Source organism: Nocardioides marinus (assembly GCF_013408145.1).
GTDB lineage: Bacteria > Actinomycetota > Actinomycetes > Propionibacteriales > Nocardioidaceae > Nocardioides > Nocardioides marinus.
The window spans coordinates 1,452,981-1,469,260 of the sequence record NZ_JACBZI010000001.1; the positions used below are offsets into that span (position 1 = coordinate 1,452,981).

The 16,280-nt window shown below is 66.8% G+C and carries 16 protein-coding genes; 8 read left to right on the top strand and 8 right to left on the bottom strand.

Annotation, left to right across the window (positions count from 1 at the left end; translation table 11 throughout):
• Nucleotides 1-33: 33 nt before the first annotated feature.
• Entirely contained in the window at nucleotides 34-1,041 is a 1,008-nt protein-coding gene (locus BKA05_RS06945) for a DUF4192 domain-containing protein (RefSeq protein WP_179530779.1), read from the bottom strand.
• A gap of 342 nt (nucleotides 1,042-1,383) precedes the next feature.
• Between BKA05_RS06945 and BKA05_RS06950 the strand changes: the two genes are divergently transcribed.
• The 6 genes from BKA05_RS06950 to BKA05_RS06975 all read left to right on the top strand — a co-directional run bounded on the left by BKA05_RS06950 (nucleotide 1,384) and on the right by BKA05_RS06975 (nucleotide 6,219).
• Complete coding sequence (locus BKA05_RS06950) at nucleotides 1,384-2,643, top strand: OmpA family protein (RefSeq protein WP_179530780.1); 1,260 nt, start codon at nucleotides 1,384-1,386, stop codon at nucleotides 2,641-2,643.
• A 15-nt stretch (nucleotides 2,644-2,658) separates the two neighbouring features.
• Nucleotides 2,659-4,062, top strand: coding sequence for an MFS transporter (locus BKA05_RS06955; RefSeq protein WP_179530781.1), 1,404 nt, complete (start codon nucleotides 2,659-2,661; stop codon nucleotides 4,060-4,062).
• A gap of 173 nt (nucleotides 4,063-4,235) precedes the next feature.
• Nucleotides 4,236-4,913, top strand: a complete 678-nt coding sequence (locus tag BKA05_RS06960) for a matrixin family metalloprotease (RefSeq protein ID WP_179530782.1) — start codon at nucleotides 4,236-4,238, stop codon at nucleotides 4,911-4,913.
• Between the two features lie 6 nt (nucleotides 4,914-4,919).
• Nucleotides 4,920-5,261, top strand: coding sequence for a hypothetical protein (locus BKA05_RS06965; protein ID WP_179530783.1), 342 nt, complete (start codon nucleotides 4,920-4,922; stop codon nucleotides 5,259-5,261).
• A 148-nt stretch (nucleotides 5,262-5,409) separates the two neighbouring features.
• A complete protein-coding gene (locus BKA05_RS06970; RefSeq protein ID WP_179530784.1) occupies nucleotides 5,410-5,859 on the top strand; it encodes a hypothetical protein in 450 nt (149 codons plus the stop codon).
• A gap of 195 nt (nucleotides 5,860-6,054) precedes the next feature.
• Nucleotides 6,055-6,219 (top strand): hypothetical protein, encoded by a 165-nt coding sequence (locus BKA05_RS06975; RefSeq protein ID WP_179530785.1) that lies wholly within the window; start codon nucleotides 6,055-6,057, stop codon nucleotides 6,217-6,219.
• 561 nt (nucleotides 6,220-6,780) lie between these two features.
• On the opposite strand, the gene nagA is transcribed toward BKA05_RS06975, so the two are convergent.
• The 5 genes from nagA to glnA form a co-directional block, all read right to left on the bottom strand.
• Complete coding sequence (gene nagA, locus BKA05_RS06980) at nucleotides 6,781-7,920, bottom strand: N-acetylglucosamine-6-phosphate deacetylase (protein ID WP_179530786.1); 1,140 nt, start codon at nucleotides 7,918-7,920, stop codon at nucleotides 6,781-6,783.
• Complete coding sequence (locus BKA05_RS06985; protein ID WP_179530787.1) at nucleotides 7,917-8,528, bottom strand: acyltransferase; 612 nt, start codon at nucleotides 8,526-8,528, stop codon at nucleotides 7,917-7,919. The genes nagA and BKA05_RS06985 overlap by 4 nt, the downstream gene beginning before the upstream one ends.
• Nucleotides 8,525-10,996, bottom strand: a complete 2,472-nt coding sequence (locus BKA05_RS06990) for an AAA family ATPase (RefSeq protein WP_179530788.1) — start codon at nucleotides 10,994-10,996, stop codon at nucleotides 8,525-8,527. The genes BKA05_RS06985 and BKA05_RS06990 overlap by 4 nt, the downstream gene beginning before the upstream one ends.
• Nucleotides 10,993-11,205 (bottom strand): hypothetical protein, encoded by a 213-nt coding sequence (locus tag BKA05_RS06995; protein WP_179530789.1) that lies wholly within the window; start codon nucleotides 11,203-11,205, stop codon nucleotides 10,993-10,995. The genes BKA05_RS06990 and BKA05_RS06995 overlap by 4 nt, the downstream gene beginning before the upstream one ends.
• 454 nt (nucleotides 11,206-11,659) lie before the next feature.
• Complete coding sequence (gene glnA / locus BKA05_RS07000) at nucleotides 11,660-13,078, bottom strand: type I glutamate--ammonia ligase (protein ID WP_179530790.1); 1,419 nt, start codon at nucleotides 13,076-13,078, stop codon at nucleotides 11,660-11,662.
• Nucleotides 13,079-13,273: 195 nt separating this feature from the next.
• Between glnA and BKA05_RS07005 the strand changes: the two genes are divergently transcribed.
• Together BKA05_RS07005 and BKA05_RS07010 are read left to right on the top strand one after the other, a co-directional pair.
• Complete coding sequence (locus BKA05_RS07005) at nucleotides 13,274-13,702, top strand: RDD family protein (protein WP_343045552.1); 429 nt, start codon at nucleotides 13,274-13,276, stop codon at nucleotides 13,700-13,702.
• A 9-nt stretch (nucleotides 13,703-13,711) separates the two neighbouring features.
• The gene (locus tag BKA05_RS07010; RefSeq protein ID WP_179530791.1) at nucleotides 13,712-14,545 is read left to right on the top strand and encodes an SCO4651 family lipoprotein; all 834 of its coding nucleotides are present in this window, start codon (nucleotides 13,712-13,714) and stop codon (nucleotides 14,543-14,545) included.
• 28 nt (nucleotides 14,546-14,573) lie between these two features.
• Here the strand turns inward: BKA05_RS07010 and BKA05_RS07015 are convergent, their stop codons facing one another.
• Together BKA05_RS07015 and lipA are read right to left on the bottom strand one after the other, a co-directional pair.
• On the bottom strand, nucleotides 14,574-15,281 hold the full coding sequence (locus tag BKA05_RS07015; protein WP_179530792.1) for a DUF4191 domain-containing protein: 708 nt from the start codon (nucleotides 15,279-15,281) through the stop codon (nucleotides 14,574-14,576).
• Nucleotides 15,282-15,322: 41 nt separating this feature from the next.
• Complete coding sequence (lipA, locus tag BKA05_RS07020) at nucleotides 15,323-16,264, bottom strand: lipoyl synthase (protein WP_179530793.1); 942 nt, start codon at nucleotides 16,262-16,264, stop codon at nucleotides 15,323-15,325.
• Between the last annotated feature and the right edge of the window lie 16 nt (nucleotides 16,265-16,280).

Below are 16,280 nucleotides of genomic sequence, written 5' to 3' on the forward strand. Positions count from 1 at the left end.
CGCCGCGCGTAGATCACTCGCATCGGGTCCTCCTCAGATTCCCGGGGCAGGTCGGACGTTGCCGCCCTGCAAGTTCGGGGGAGACCGCCGGAGATCGGATGCGCGACCAATCTGGTCCTCCGCCGGCGCATCCTTGACCGCGTCCCACTCGCGTGGGTGCATGCCGGTCTCGATGGCGGCTGCGACGAGGCGGGCGAGGGTGTACGGCGTCCCCCGGGGCACCTGGTCGAGGGCACACCAGGCCAAGGCGCCGTGGCCGCTGAGCCAACTCCCGAACGCGAGCAGCGAGGCCGGGGCGGCCCGAACATCGTCGGGAGCCCTCCGCGTCAAGTCGGTCCACAGTGCGACGTGGGAGGCGGCATTGCCGCGGTTCATGTCGAGCCAGAGCCGGTCCCGGGTCGGGATCGCTTCCAGGGCGACCAGCAGTCTGGTCGCATCCTTGTCGTCAAGGCGGACGCCGTCGTTTTGGAATCGCGTCATGCGAGCGAGCGCCCAGCGCCTTTCGGCCATCGACTCGTTCCCGCTCGCTGCCGCGCGGGTCTCGGACAGCAGCTTCGCTACGGGATCGCGGTCGCCGACCAGCGACTCCGCGAGGTGCTCACGGCTGGCGGCCGGCTGCGCGCGACCGCTCAGGACCGTCATCGCAGCGATGCGCTCGCGGGCCGCATCGGTCTGGAGCCCCATGTCGCCGGTGGCGAGGTCGGCCCATCGGGTCTCGTCGGCCCACAGAAGGACGTGGGTGTCGATGCCGATCGTGTCGAGTCGCTCGGCGAACTCACGGCCGAGCGTCTCCGCGTGTTGGCGGTCTGCGGCGAAGCAGACGATGCCGACCGCGGCGCCCGGATGCGCATATCGGGTGAGGCCGTCGCGGATGGAGTGCCACACGAGCTCGGTGTCTCGTGATGTCGTCGGGAGGTCGACGCGAGCAACGGGAAGTTCGGAGCGCATCGGGACGAAGACGAGGGACTCTTCGGGCTGAAAGCCGAGCATGTGCGGGATGACGGCGACGAGCTCGTCGGGGGAGCGGATGGAAAACGCCATGCCCTCTAGGTGCGCTCGCCGAGCCTGGGCTCGGCGAGCGTCGGTCATGGGTGCATTGGTAGGCACACAACGAAACGACGCCTGATTCCCAGGACGCTTTCCGTAGGCAGCTGCTCTGTCCCGGGCGGCCGGTGGACCGACCAGCGGCCGACAGCCCGAGTTCCCAGCACGTGTCCAGTAGGGAATCGCCTTTGCTGCATGGAGCGTGCGATTCCTCTGCAACGGCCGCGCAAGCGCCCGTGGGTTCACTCCACTTCGTCGGCAGCTCCGCATCGGAGGAAGCCCAGTTGTCGGCCCCGAGGTCCTCCGGCCTTGGGTCTCACAGCGAGGGAAGGAGTTGGCATGGCAACGAACACCATCAGCCGCAAGCGGTCGGTCCGCACGACGCGCGCCCGCCAGTCGGCAAACCGCCGTCGTGGCGCAGCGAGCCGTCGGCCGCGCCACAGCGGCGGCAAGTTCAAGGCGATCGCCCTGATCGCGGGGGGCGTGGTCGTCGCGCTGATCGTCGCGGTGCTCGCCGTCTTCGGCGCGGCCGAGCGGAAGATCGAGGAGTGCTGCCTTCCGGGCAGTGCGTTCACCCAGATCGTCTTCGACCAGGCGACCGCAAACGCTCAGGCGGTGCCGATGACCGGGGTGCTTGGTGACGAGTTGCGCCTCGCCGCCGATGAGCACCGCAGCGTGCGCCTGATCGGCGTCGGTGGTGACGGCAAGGTGGTCTCGAACGACGAGTTCGACATGACACCGAAGCTCGACAACGGCACCGTCCTCAAGGTCGCGGGCCGCGCCGAAGAGGCGACCAACGAGAACCTGAAGTTGGTTGCACAGACGATCAACGACACGAGCGCGTCCGAGCCTGGGCAGGCGATCTTCCTCGGACTGGAGCGCCTACAGCTCGACACGGACGCTCCCATCTTCATCGTCTCCAGCCTGTTGGACACGTCCGACCCGCTGGACATGCGTCGGTTGGGCTGGGACATCGCGCCCGACAAGGTGGTCGCCGACCTGGAGAAGTCCGGCGAACTTCCCGATCTCTCCGGCGCTGAGATCACTTTCATCGTCCGGCCCGTGTCGGGCGATCAGGAGCAGCTCCGTCAGCCGCAGGTCGAATACCGCGAGGCTCTCTGGACGGCGCTCGCCGAGGCCAGCGGGGCCGCGAAGGTTCGCTTCGAGTACGTCAAGGGCTCGGCGCCGGTGTCCACGGTCGCCGCTCCGGTCGTCCCGATCCCCCCGCCGCCGACAACGCCCGTGCCCGTCAACCCGAAGGCGCGTACCTGCACTGTCGACACCAGCGCGTACTTCGCGCCGGACTCCGACAACCTGCTCGACAAGGCCAGCACGAAGGCCGCGCTTCGCCAGTGCGTGGAGCAGATCGGCCCCGACTCGTCGGTCACGGTCGTCGGCCACACGGCCGGCAACGACCTCGAAAGCAAATTCGCCATCGACCTGAGCAAGAAGCGGGCCAAGGCGATCAAGAAGCTCCTCGAATCCCTGGGCATCCCGTCCAGTCACATCGAGGCCGTCGGCATGGGCAATCGCAACCAGCCCTACCCCGACCCCTTCGACGTACGGAACCGCTCCGTCGTCGTGACCATCACCAACTGAGAACAGGAGAGGTCAATGACCACTGCCGAGGTGTTCCCGTTCCCCGAGGGGCCGGGACAGAAGGGGAACGGGAACGGTTGTGCGCCTCGGCGCAACCGTCGGCCCCGGTCGCGCTACACCAAGAGCGAGGCGCTCCGCGCCGGACTCTGCGAGGACAAGGCCCAGTACGACCGAGTGGAGCCTGTCGTCGACATGACGATCAGCCACTACCACCCGACGGGCTTGCCTCAGTCCGAGTGGTACCCGCGGCCGATCGCGGCCACCACGCTCGCGAAGCCGTTCATCCAGGGCGGGGAGTCCATCCTCCGCCTCGGACTTGAGACCGAGGTCGACCCGGCCTTGGACGAGATCGCCGAGAACAACGAGACGATCAAGAACGACTTGGACCAGCTGGCGCGGTTCCCGAGCGACATCGCAACTCCCGAGGGAAACAAGCGCTACGGCGGACACGACGCTGTGGAGCACGTCGAGGATTCGACCGAACGGATCGAGGACGACCGGGCCAACGGTCAGCGCCATCACGACCGCGTTCCCAAGGCGCTTCGCCTGATCGCCAAGTGGGCGCCGTGGGCGGAGGCCTTCGGGTTCTTCGTGTTCGCGGCGTACTTCCTCAACGTCCCGATCCTTCAGCCCTGGCTCGACTGGATGGGGTGGACCTTCGCGGTCGTCCTTGTGGTGGGCATCTGCCTCATCCTCGCCTGGTCGATCCACCACGCTGCCGAAGCGCACAACCATGGGAGAGAGCAGCAGGCGGAGCGCCAGCCGCACGAGGCCGAGAAGAGCCGCCGCAACCGACTCGTCTACGGCATCATCGCCATCGTCGCCGCCGGGGGCATCACCTTCGGCATGATCGAGCGCGGCCTCACCGCGCTCGCGGGTGGGAGCCTCATCGTCACGGTGGTGATGATCGCGCTCGCGGCCATCACCGGGCTGCTGCTGCCGGTGCTCACCTACTGGGGCAAGGCGCTCGACGGAAGCAAGGTGTCGCGCGAGCGGGACGCGATGGTCGAGGACCTCGATGACGACCTCGACGAGCACGTGGACCTGTCCGCCGAGATCGAGGAGCTGTTCGCCAAGTCCGAGGCTCTCGACGAGATCGTCGTGACCGACAAGCTGCCGCGCATCAGGGACGAAGTCCAGAGCCAGGTCAACGGAGCGCGCGAGGACTACCTCTTCCTCCTCGTGCAGCTCGGCCTCGACGCGGAGCTTCCGCCCCCTGCGTCGATGAAGGTCGAGCCCGGGGTCAGCGGCCCCATCGGCACCATCTCGACCGGCATCCCCGGTGCCAGTGCCGTTGACATGCAGCCGGTCTGGGACCGCATGGCCCGGCTTCAGGGCCTCCGCCAGGAAGGCGAGGAGTTACGTGCCCGCCGGGACGCGCTCCCGCCCCATCCCTGGGACCACTCGCGAGTCGTGTGACCACCCCCAAGTCCGGGCCGAGGCCGATCAATCGCCTCGGCCCGGACGGAGAGGAGCCAGAGATGGCACGCCACGGAGGCGGTCGACCACGCGGACGCGTCGCCCGCTCCCGTCGCGCCGCTCGTCGGCGCAGCGTTCGGCGAGGAGGTCGGAGTCGTACTCTGACCCAGCCCATGCCGGTGTTGGGCGCGTTCGTCGCGGTCGCTCTTGTCGTGGGTCTCGGCCACGCAGCCGCGACGGCCAGGCCGCAGGTATCGGCTTCGCCCGAGGCGCCGCCGATCGTAGCGCCACATGAGCGGGAGACGAACGACAATGGCGACGCAGTCCGAGAGGGACGCGACTATGCCTTCCAGGGCAGGATCAACGGCAAGCCCATTCACTGGTCCTGCTCCAACTCCATCCCGGTCGCGATCGAGGGCAAGGTGCCGGCCGGGGCTGCCGCCGCCCTGGAATTCGTCGTTGACCGGCTCGCTGCCGCGAGCAACCTTCCCCTCACCATCGAGCCTGGAACCGCGCTCCGTGACGACGGCAACGGCGCGATCCGCATTCGCTACGTCGACGAAGGCGAGCCCGCCTACGGCATGAAGGTTTCAGGCTCCGTCGTCGGGAAGGGCGGGCCTACCTACAGCTCCTCCGGCGTGATTCAGTCCGGCCGCGTGATCGTTCGTAACGACATGGACCCGACGACGCCCACCGGCCAGCAGGTTCTGATGCACGAGATCGGGCACGCCCTGGGCCTGGACCATTCCCAAGAGGGCCTGCGCGAGGTCATGACCCCGACCTCCCCTCACGACGCCAAGCCCGTGCTCGGGCCGGGCGACCGTGTCGCCCTCGCGGCCGTCGGGTGTTGAGTCCTCATGGTCGAGGACTGGATCTGGGACGGGCCCGATGACCTCCCGGGCTACGCCGTGACGCTCGCCCTCCTGTACCACTTCGTGCCAACAGCGGAGGAGGTCGATCTCCTAGACGAACTTGACCACGACCGCAGCAGAGCGGCCTGGAACGCCTTCTACGATGAGTTTGCCTCGGCGGAGGACGGCATCTTCAGCGCCGACCTCGACGAATACGACCAGGCCGACGATCAGGACGAAGCAACCTCCGCGCCGATGTCCCTCGGCCAGATCTTCGGGTTGTTGGAGCACGTCCTCGGCGCCGAGATCATCGACGACCCCGCCGACGGCGATGCCGGCGACAAGTAGCCCCACCCAGCGGCATCTGCATGTCGACTGCAAGCCCGCCGCGAGACCCGCGCAATCACCCATCGCCAGAGTCGAGTTCACGACGACGGCAAGCCGTCCGGCGTCGAAGTCAGGAGGCAAGAGCCTCCGCGTCCACCAGGAGATTCACATGATTGAACAGGGAACCCTGACGGCGATCAGGGAGTCCGGCGCCGCGTCGCTGGATGTGGCCGAGGTCGGCGTGAACAAGGGGCAGGGCGCTCGTCGCCAGTCGCACCGCATCCGCCACGCGTTCGCGGCGATGTTGCTGGCGCTGTCCGCGGTCATCGGGACGGGCCTCATCGCTTCGCCCGCTGACGCAGCGACCGTGCGGCCGGGAGCACAGTGGGGTCAGGTCGACCTGCTGCTCGACTCCTACGAGACCGAGGCCGCGCGCCGGAGCTTCTGGGCGGCGACCGTCATCTGCTGGAACTCCGGCGTCGGCGGGAAGCTCCTTGCGATCGGGGTGTGCCAGTCGGCCGTCAGCGTGTGTGCGGCTCAGGCCTACTACGCCAGCCCTCGGAAGCGGGCGGGGATGACCTTCACGCCGTGGGGTCAGTTCTGGTGCTGGAAGTACTGACGAGCAGGACCGAGGGGGTGGCGAGCCAGTGGCTCGCCACCCCCTCGGCATTTCAGATCCATCGGCACCTGCATGACGCCCGCAAGCGGCGTGCGAGCCCGCCGCAACCGCTGCACGGGATCGTCGACGCAAAGCGGAGGACGCAGGGTTCTCCGTGAAGTCGGAGACGAGGTCTCCAGAGAGCAGGGCAGCACGATGGTGAAGGCGACGATGGTCGAGGTGAAGAAGTACCTGAGCGTCCCGGGCAAGGCGGTGTCGACGCAGGAGATCCGCGAACTGAGCCAGGAGGAGCGCGACGAGCTCGCCCTCCTCGTCGGCGCCGAGCTGGACGGGGGTGCGGAGGCGGCGGCTGCCGCCTGAGTTCGCGAACAGGGACGAGGGGCCGGGCGAGCGGGGTCGCCCGGCCCCTCCTCTGTGCCTGGAGGAAGTCAGATCCGAAGCCTGCGCCGCTGTGGTGCGTGAGGGCTACGACTGGATTGGTTGTGGTGCGAGGTCTTCACGGAGATCGAGCTGTTCGCCGGCGTCTCCCAGCGTTATGAGTCGAACATCCGGCCGACCACGCTCGCGAGCATCAAGGCTGGCGCGCTGCCCGCGGCGTCGCGACCCGCATCTTCGAGGACGCGTGTCGGTAGCAAGTGTCCCGGGCACTTCCAGCCCCCGATGCCCTTGGAGTAGCTCCCAGTCTTCTCGAGCCTGGAGGCGCACTGGGAGGCGCTCCAGTTCGCCTGCAAGACACATCTGGGCGCACGCAAGCACGCGATCGGCAACCGGCTCTGCCGTGGGCAACCGTGGCCTGAGTCCTTCGCAATCAGGCCTGCGGCGGGCGTCGAGCGGACGCCCACGACTACGACGCTGGCGCCTGACGCCGGGGTGAGCTCGGAATCGACCTGCACGCCGCCCGCCATGGGACTGCGTTGTTGTTCAGGAGGTCTGAATGAGTTGGCCGTTGTAGTAGATCGCCGACACGTAGATCTCGTTGTCGAAGATGGCCAAGTGCGCCGGGTATCCGGGAGCGATCCGACCACGCTCGTGTCCGAGTCCAAGGAACTCTGCCGGATACGTCGAAGCCATCCTCAGCGCCTCGTCCTTGGGCACGCCAATCTTCTGGACCAGATTCCGGACGGCTGTTGCGAGGTCCAGCGCAGATCCTGCCAACGTGCCATCGGCCGTCTGACAGCGACCATCGACCACGGTGACTTCGAGGTCTCCCAACCGGTAAGACCCCTTGGTGCCGCCCACGGGGCTCATCGCATCGGTGACCAGGAAGCCCCTTGGCGCGGCCGACCGCAGCGACACGGCAAGCGTCGTAAAGTCGAGGTGATAGCCATCCGCGACGAAGTCGCACCATGCGCCGTCGTCGGCCAGTAGTGCGCCAACGGCGCCTGGCTCGCGGCTGGTGAGCGGACTCATCGCGTTCCAGACGTGCGTGCCCAGCGTGATGCCCTCGGCGAAGCCGCGCTTCATGTCATCTCCCGTCGCGTTCGTGTGACCAGCCGCAACGAGCACGCCGTGAGACTTGAGGCGTCTGATGAATCCGGGAGGCGCAAGCTCCGGCGCAAGGGTAACGATGGTCTTGCCTTCGCTGGATGCAGACGTGAAGGCAGCAAATACGGCGTCGTCGGCTTCCCTCACGAAGTCAGGCGCGTGGACTCCCAACTTCTTCGGGCTGATCACCGGCCCCTCGAAGTGGATGCCCAGGACTCCAGGGTCGGTCTTGCGAGCAGCATCGACCGCCGCCGCAGCCTTTCGCATGCCGTCAAGCGGGCCGGTGATGAACGTCGGAAGAATATCGGTGGTGCCGAACTTGCGGTGGGCGGCGGCGATTTTGTGCACACCCGCTTCAGTCGGCTCATCGTTGAGGAGGACGTCGCCGCCGCCGTTGACTTGGATGTCGATGAACCCCGGCGCCACGGACCGGCGGTCGAGGTCGACCACCTCGTCGGCTCCAACGGGTGGAGTGTCGGTAACGCTCTCGATGATGCCGTCGCGGAGGACGATCGAGTGTTCGCTGAGGACCTCAGAACCTGTGTAAATGTCGCAGTTCGACAGCACCGTAATCATTGCTTTTCCTCTTCCACTGAGATCGGCCGGGGCCGGATGACACGACAAGGGATACCTGCGCAGATGTGCATTGCGGGAAGGTCAGAGTTAACGACTGCGCCAGCCCCGATAACCACGCCGTTCCCGACCGCGACGCCGTCGAGCACACGAACGCCCGTACCCAGCCAGACGTCGTCACCGATGCGAATGCCACGTGCAGTCTCGCCTTGGTACCGAATCGGAACCTCTGAGGACGTCCAAATGTGCTCGGAGGCAGCGATGGAGCAGTGGGGGGCGATTCCACCGTCTCGTCCGATGTCGACCCCGCCGTGGCCATGAATGACGGTGTAGTCGCCTAGGGTTGTGTGCTCACCGACTCGAACGCTGCCGTTGTAGTTGCGGATGACCACGCCGATCTTCAACTTGCTCCGTGCGGCAAGCTCCAGCTTGCCTCGGCCCGAGCCTCCGAGGTCGATCACAACGAAGTCCTCAACCACGGCGTACGCGCCGACTTCCACGACGCCGGACCCACGGATGATGGCTGTTTCGGCGATGGACGCCGTGGGGTGCGCGACCAGGTGCGGACCCTGCGGTTCCGGCGGCTGGGTTTCGGCCACTTGGCTGATCACCGTGCCATGCCTTCCTCGGCCAAGGATCGCGCGGAATTGCATTCATCCCACATGCCGAGCAGCTCGAAGTCCCTCGCGACGTCTGCGTAGACGTCGCGTGCTTCTGCGGCCTTTCCGAAGGCCTTCAGGCTCCGTGCTCGTCCTTCCTTGGCGCGGGTGGCGAGGCGGACATCGCGGTGTGTGGCAAGGAAGGCCAGGCAATCCTCGTACGCCGCCAGCGCCGTGTCTGGGTCGCTGGCCCCTTCTGCGATCAGTCCCTGGAGGTGTGCAAGATGCGCCTGTCCCCGGACCCATTCCGCTTCACCGGGACCACCGAGGTTCGCTGCTGCCTGCTCGTACTGCCGGCGTGCCGCATCGAGGTCACCGATCATGCAACTGACCTCGCCCAGGTACTTCTGGGTGGCGAAGACTCCACGTCGGTCCGAAAGGGAGATCGCTTCTGCAAGTCCCTGAGAAAGCCATCGCGTCGCTTCCTCGGCGTCTCCCAGTGCCAACGCCAGTTGGCCCGAGAAGTCAGATAACCGCATCCGCTCGTACGGAACATCGGATCTCCGGAGGAGCAGTTCACTCTCACTCTTGTGCACGTTCGCCATGTCGAGATCCATGCGCAGGACTGAGAGCCAGAGCAGGCGGTTCGACAGTCGGAGGCGCTCGGCGATGTTTGGTGCTGCGAGCTTTGCGCTGCTCACGTAGTGCTCGAACTCGTCCCACAGCCCTTCGGTGAGCCAGAAGAAGGCCATCGACGTCACGAACTTGTGGAACAACTGCTTGTCGCGGGTGTGAGCGTGGTCAATTGCACCGATCACGTTGGAGTGTTCCTGCCGCAGCAATTCCAGTACTCCGCTGTCGAGGTCTACAGTGAACGCGCGATCCGCCAGATCCCGGTGCCAGGACAACCATCGCTGCGTCACGCGATTCTTTAGGGCGATGTCGCGCCCCAGGTCGCCACGCACGAAGTCTCGCGTGAGCGACAACATGTTGAAGCGTCCGTCCTTGTAGTTGAGAAGCGACATGGCGTTCAGGTTTCGCAGGGCGCGTGTCCTTGCGACGTCGCGGGGAGCATCCGAAAGCCCGGCCACCCATCCAAGTGCTTCCGCAGATGCTCCGTCGACGAACAGGGATGTGGCGTAGAGCAACTCGCGTTCGTTAGCGTGATTGGCGTCGCTCAGCCGCTCCACGGACTCGTGAAAGGCGAACTCGGCGTAGTCTCCGTTTGCGCTTCGGAGCCGATCCAATGCTTCAGACAGCGGGTAACCGATTGCCAACTGTCCGAGCGTGAAGAATATGGCAAGAGGGACGCCATCCGTCTCCCGGGCAAGGGCCTCGACTTCGTCGTCGCTCAGATCAACGTCGAGAGCCGCGGCGTGGGCCCGAACCAGTTCTTGTGCCGCTTCCCCGCGGAGGCCGGAGAGTCGGCGGAAAGTGCCGCTCTCGAGGCGGTGGCGCGATGTCGCCAGCACTTTGGTCGGCACGGGAGGGTGTTCGATGAACGACAACACTGCCGTATCCTCCACGGTCTCTAGGTTGTCCACGATGAGCAGGACACGGTTGTCGTGATCTGAGAGGACATCCGTGATGATCGCAGCTCGCTCCTCGGGCCCCTTCTCCATGATGTCGGTTCGACGAAGCGTCATTGCGATGGCCCTGTAGAGGTCATCGATGGTGCGAAGGCGAGGCGGGAGCGACCGGATCTCGACTGTTAGCTCGGTCATCTTGCCGCTGATCCACACGATGGCCGCGAAGTCTTCGCTGGTTCCCTCATCCACGTATGAGTACGCGATGGACTTCGCCAGCGCAGTCTTACCTACTCCGCCCACGCCGTCGATTAGCACGACGTCCTTGGAGCTGTGCGGATATGGGCGGAGCCAGTTTCGGATGTCCTTCACAGCCGAATCCCGCCCAATGAGCTCGTGCGGGTCACGCGGCGGCACGTTGTGCAGAAGAGAGCGTTGACCGCGCTCCAACTTTCTCAGCATGTCGAGCAGCTCTGCTCGCAAGGTGCTGAATCTTGCCTGCGTGGTCGCGAGACAACCCGAGAAGTCCGGGAGATCGACTCTCCAGAGAGAGAGAGCTTCGTCAGCTCGCGTCTGCGCAGCCTCGTGGCGCTTGTTCCGAGCAGCTTCGAGCGCCTCGTATGCAAGGCGCTCAAAGTGCAGGACATCGACTTGGTCGGGCGAGATCTTCCAGCCGAACGGGGTCTGCAGGATCGGTAGGTCGTTCTTATTCCTACTGATTCCTGACTCCACGGTCTTATCGCTTACGCCGAGGTCCTCGGAGAGCGTGCCCAGGGAGAGTCGCCGCAGGTTCTTCTGCATGGCAAGGTAGGCGAGCGCCTCTTTCGTGGTCCCGTTAGGGAGTTTGACGGGCTCGGCTCCGCCTTCGACGGACCACTCAACGGTGAACTCCCCTCCGAGGAACGAGATCCGAAGGGATGCGGGGTCGCGCGGGCTGTCCGGTGGCGTTCTCACATCGCCTCCGACGGGGCTGCCGGCGGGAACGACACGCGCCCGACGGCCTCGCTGGCGAGGACAGTCACCAGCAGTCCCACGACACCCGGAGCTGCCTCTGCACACCAAGCAGGCAACCGCAGCGACTGCTGCCGCGACGGAGTGAGCCACCGGCGAAGAGCCTGGTTGGCCGCGATTGCCGCGATACCGACCGACATGCGAGCGATCATGGATGCCTCCTGGACCTCATGTGCTGCTTATGCAACCAGACCTCGCTTGCACGCGCGTTGCGATCCGTCTGCTCACGGAAGCAACGCATCGTCGACCGCGGGCGGTGGTCGGGCGTTATGCAAGCGGCGTGCAAGACCACCTTTCGACTAAGGCGCGCGACCGTGCCTCCAACCGTGTCGACCGGAACACCGGATCGCGTCGGGCAGGGCAGCGACCGGCGCCTGGGGTTCGAAGCGGAGCGGGGCGGGACGACGAGTCAGGTCGCCGGGGATTCGTTGCAGGCACGTATCCCCGGATGTGCCTTGAACCGCGGTCCAACGAATCCATTCTTGGGGCGCAGTGGGTACGCACAAGGATGAGAAACGGCGCCTGACGCTGGAAGACGTTGAAAGACGTTTTCGCAGGTCAGGCGCCGTTTCAGGCATGTAGCCGCAGGTCAAGCGAGACCCGGGATCAGATGTCGTAGTAGAGCTCGAACTCGTGCGGGTGCGGCCGCAGCTGCACGGGCGCGATCTCGTGCTCGCGCTTGTAGCTGATCCAGGTCTCGATCAGGTCGGGCGTGAAGACGTTCCCCACGGTGAGGAAGTCGTGGTCGGCCTCGAGGGCGTCGAGGACGGCACCGAGGCTGGTCGGCACCTGCTCGATCTCGGCCATCTCGTCCGGCGGGAGCTCGTAGATGTCCTTGTCGATCGGAGCGGCGGGCTCGATCTTGTTCTTGATGCCGTCGACACCGGCGAGCATGAGGGCCGCGAAGGCGAGGTAGGGGTTCGCCGACGGGTCGGGGAACCGGGTCTCGACGCGCTTGGCCTTGGGGTTCGACCCGGTGATCGGGATCCGGACCGAGGCGGAGCGGTTGCGCGAGGAGTACACCAGCGAGATCGGGGCCTCGTAGCCCGGCACCAGGCGGTGGTAGGAGTTCACCGTGGGGTTGGTGAACGCCAGCAGCGCCGGGGCGTGCTTGAGGATGCCGCCGATGTACCAGCGGGCCATGTCCGAGAGGCCGCCGTACCCGGTCTCGGAGTAGAACAGCGGGTCGCCGTCCTTCCACAGCGACTGGTGGACGTGCATGCCCGAGCCGTTGTCACCGAAGATCGGCTTGGGCATGAAGGTGACCGACTTGCCGGCGTGCCAGGCGGTGTTCTTGATGATGTACTTGAACTTCATCACGTCGTCCGCGGCCTTGAGCAGCGTGTCGAAGCGGTAGTTGATCTCGGCCTGGCCCGCGGTGCCGACCTCGTGGTGGGCGCGCTCGACGAGCAGGCCCGACGCCTCGAGGTTCTTGACCATGTCGTCGCGCAGGTCGCCGTAGTGGTCGTACGGCGCGACGGGGAAGTAGCCGCCCTTGAAGCGGGTCTTGTAGCCCCGGTTGTCACCCTCCTTGCCGGAGTTCCACCACCCCTCCTCGGAGTCGATGTGGAAGTAGCCCTCGTTGGGCGCGGTGGAGTAGCGCACCGAGTCGAAGATGTAGAACTCCGCCTCCGGCGCGAAGAACGCGGTGTCGGCGATGCCGGTGGTGGAGAGGTAGGCCAGCGCCTTGCGCGCGATGTTGCGCGGGTCGCGGGAGTAGGCCTCGCCCGAGATCGGGTCGTGGATGAAGAAGTTCAGCGCCAGGGTCTTCGACGTCCGGAACGGGTCGATGTAGGCCGTCGTCGGGTCCGGGAACAGCGACATGTCGGACTCGTTGATGGCCTGGAAGCCGCGGATCGAGGACCCGTCGAAGGCCAGACCGTCCGTGGCGACCGACTCGTCGAACGAGGACACCGGGACCGTGAAGTGCTGCATGATGCCGGGAAGGTCGCAGAAGCGGATGTCGATCATCTCGACACCCTCGTCCTTCACGTACTTGAGGAGCTCCTCGAAGCTCTGGAACATTCGTCCTCCTGAGGCCGTCCCAGCGCGGGGCAGCCGGCCGATCGGTGAAGAGTGGTCAGCCCTCGGCGACGTTGCCTCAGACTTCAGCCCTCACCCTAGGAGGGGAGGGGTTTCTCGACCGTATCGGATGTGTTTCGCCGATGTAACAGCCGTCCGAGCGGGGCTGCCGACCGAGGGGCTCATAGGGTGTAGGTCGTGAGCAGCACCGCGCACCCGTCCGCCCCCGTGACCGTGCCCGACGCCGCGTCCTGGCCGCGCCGGATGCTGGCACTGGCCGTCGACTGGTTCGCGTGCCTGCTGGTGGTCGGGCTCTTCACCCCGGTGTACGGCGCCGAGGCCGGGTCGGCCTCGGGGTTCGTCGTCCTGGGCGTCTTCGTCCTGGAGTCCGCCCTGCTCACCGCCACCATCGGCGGCTCCTTCGGCCAGGTCGCCACCCGGTTGCGCGTCGTCCGGGTCACCGGCGAGGCCCGCCCCGTCGACCTGCTGCCCGCCGTGCTGCGCCAGGTGCTGGTCGCCCTCGTCATCCCACCGCTGGTCTTCAAGCCCGACGGGCGGGGCCTGCACGACATCGCCGCCGGCACCGTCTGCGTGACACTCCAGACCGCCCGGGGGAGTGAGTCGTAGGCTCGGGGCATGCGCACCCGCCTCGCCGCCCTGGCCCTGACCCTGCCCCTCGGCCTCGCGGCACTCACCGCCTGCGAGGACGACTCCTCCGCGGCCGGCGACGCCCCCGCGAGCACCGGCTCCACGAGTGGCGCTGATGCCGGCGGGGCCGGCGCCGAGGTCCCCGAGGTCTCCGAGGGCGAGGAGCTGAGCGCCGAGGAGTTCGGCGCGCTGATGGTCGCGGCCTTCGAGAAGGCCACCACCGCCGACCTGGTGATGTCGATGACCGCCGGGGGGCAGGACATCGAGGTGACGGGTCAGGCCGACTACTCCAGCGACCCGGTCTCGATGCGCATGGAGATGACCGGCATGGGCGGCACCGGCGACATGGAGATCATCGTCGTCGACAACGCGATGTACATGAAGCTCGCCGTCATGAGCGACAAGTTCCTCAAGCTCGACCTCGACGACCCCGACAACCCGGTCGGCGGCTCCTTCACCGGCCAGCTCGACCCTCGCGCACAGGCCGAGGTGATCGAGCAGGGCCTGCAGACCGCGACGTACGTCGGGCAGGAGGAGGTCGACGGCGAGACCCTCGACCACTACACCGCCGTCGTGGACTCCCAGGCGATGCTCGATCAGCTCGAGGGCGCCGGCGACGTGGCCGGCCAGCTTCCGGAGACCGTGACCTACGAGCTGTGGCTGACCGAGGACGGCCTCTACCGCCAGATGGAGATCGACATGGGTGCGGTCGCCGGCGAGATGCTGATGCGCTTCGAGGACTGGGGCACCGACGTCGACATCGAGGCGCCGCCGGCCAGCCAGGTCACCGACATGGGTGACATGGCCGGGATGATGGGCTGAGTCTCGACAGGCTCGACCGACGCAGCGGTCAGCGCCCGCGCATCTGGCCGCGCATCCCCTTCATGCTGGTGGGGATCGGACCCTTGGGCAGCGGGAGCGTGCCGCGGGTCGCGTCGAGCGCCTTGATCCGGTTGAGCACGTCGGTCATGTCGGCCGGGCGCAGCTGGCGCTTCATCTTCTGCAGGTGACGCATCAGCTTGGGCAGCGGGACCTCGCCCTCGCCGCGACCGCAGACGACCTCGTGGATCGGCACGTCGACGGCGACGCGCTCGTGCTTGCGGCGCTCGGAGGCCAGCAGGCTGCGGACCCGGCTGGTCTGGCCCTCGCCGACCAGGACGATGCCCGGAGGGCCGACCACGCGGTGCACGACGTCCTGCTGCTTGGTGAACCCGACGGCCGGGTCGACCTTCCAGCCGCGCTTGAGCACGTTGAGGGCGGCCGCGGCGGCGCCGGGCTGACCCTCCATCTGGGAGTACGCCGAGGTCTGGGCCTTGCGGCTGAAGACGATCAGCACCGCCAGGGTGCCGAGCAGCAGCCCGCCGATGACCGAGAGGATCCACTCGATGATGCCGCTGCCGGGAAGGATCTTGAAGAGCGTGAAGCCGATCGCACCGGCGAGCAGGAAGGTGCCGAGCAGGAGCAGACCGATGCGCGGGTAGGTGCGCTTGGTGATCCGGTAGGTCTCTGCGATCTGCTGGCGTCGGTTCATGGCGCCGGGGGTGTCGCTCTTGGCCATCGCTGGGGCAAGCCTCGTCTGCTCGTGGGGGCCTGAACGGGTCAGGCGGACGCGCCCTGGCGCGCGTCCATCGCCTGACGGTACAGCCGACCGGCGCGGTAGGACGAACGGACCAGGGGTCCGGACATCACGCCGGAGAAACCGATCTCGTCGGCCTCGTCCTTGAGCTCCACGAACTCCTCGGGCTTGACCCAGCGCTCCACGGGGTGGTGGCGCACGGAGGGGCGGAGGTACTGGGTGATGGTGATCAGCTCGCAGCCTGCCGCGTGCAGGTCGCGCAGCGCCTGGCTGACCTCCTCACGGGTCTCGCCCATGCCGAGGATGAGGTTGGACTTGGTGACCAGACCGAAGTCGCGGGCCTGGGTGATGACGTCCAGCGAGCGCTCGTAGCGGAACGCCGGACGGATGCGCTTGAAGATCCGCGGCACGGTCTCCACGTTGTGGGCCAGCACCTCGGGGCGGGACTCGAAGACCTCGGCCAGCAGGTCGGGCTTGCCGTTGAAGTCGGGGATGAGGTTCTCCACCCCGGTCTCCGGGTTGAGCTCGTGGATCTGGCGCACGGTCTCGGCGTAGAGCCAGGCGCCGCCGTCCTCGAGGTCGTCACGGGCGACGCCGGTGATCGTGGAGTAGCGCAGACCCATGGTGCGCACCGACTCCGCGACGCGACGCGGCTCGTCGCGGTCCAGCGGCGCGGGCTTGCCGGTGTCGATCTGGCAGAAGTCGCAGCGTCGGGTGCACTGCTCGCCGCCGATGAGGAAGGTGGCCTCGCGGTCCTCCCAGCACTCGAAGATGTTGGGGCAGCCGGCCTCCTGGCACACGGTGTGCAGGCCCTCGCCCTTCACCAGGCTCTGGAGCTCCTTGTACTGCGGGCCCATCGTGGCCCGGGTCTTGATCCACTCCGGCTTGCGCTCGATCGGGGTCTCCGCGTTGCGGACCTCCAGTCGGAGGAGCTTCCTGCCGTCGGGTGCTGGTGCCTGTGCCACGGGCTCGACTGTACGC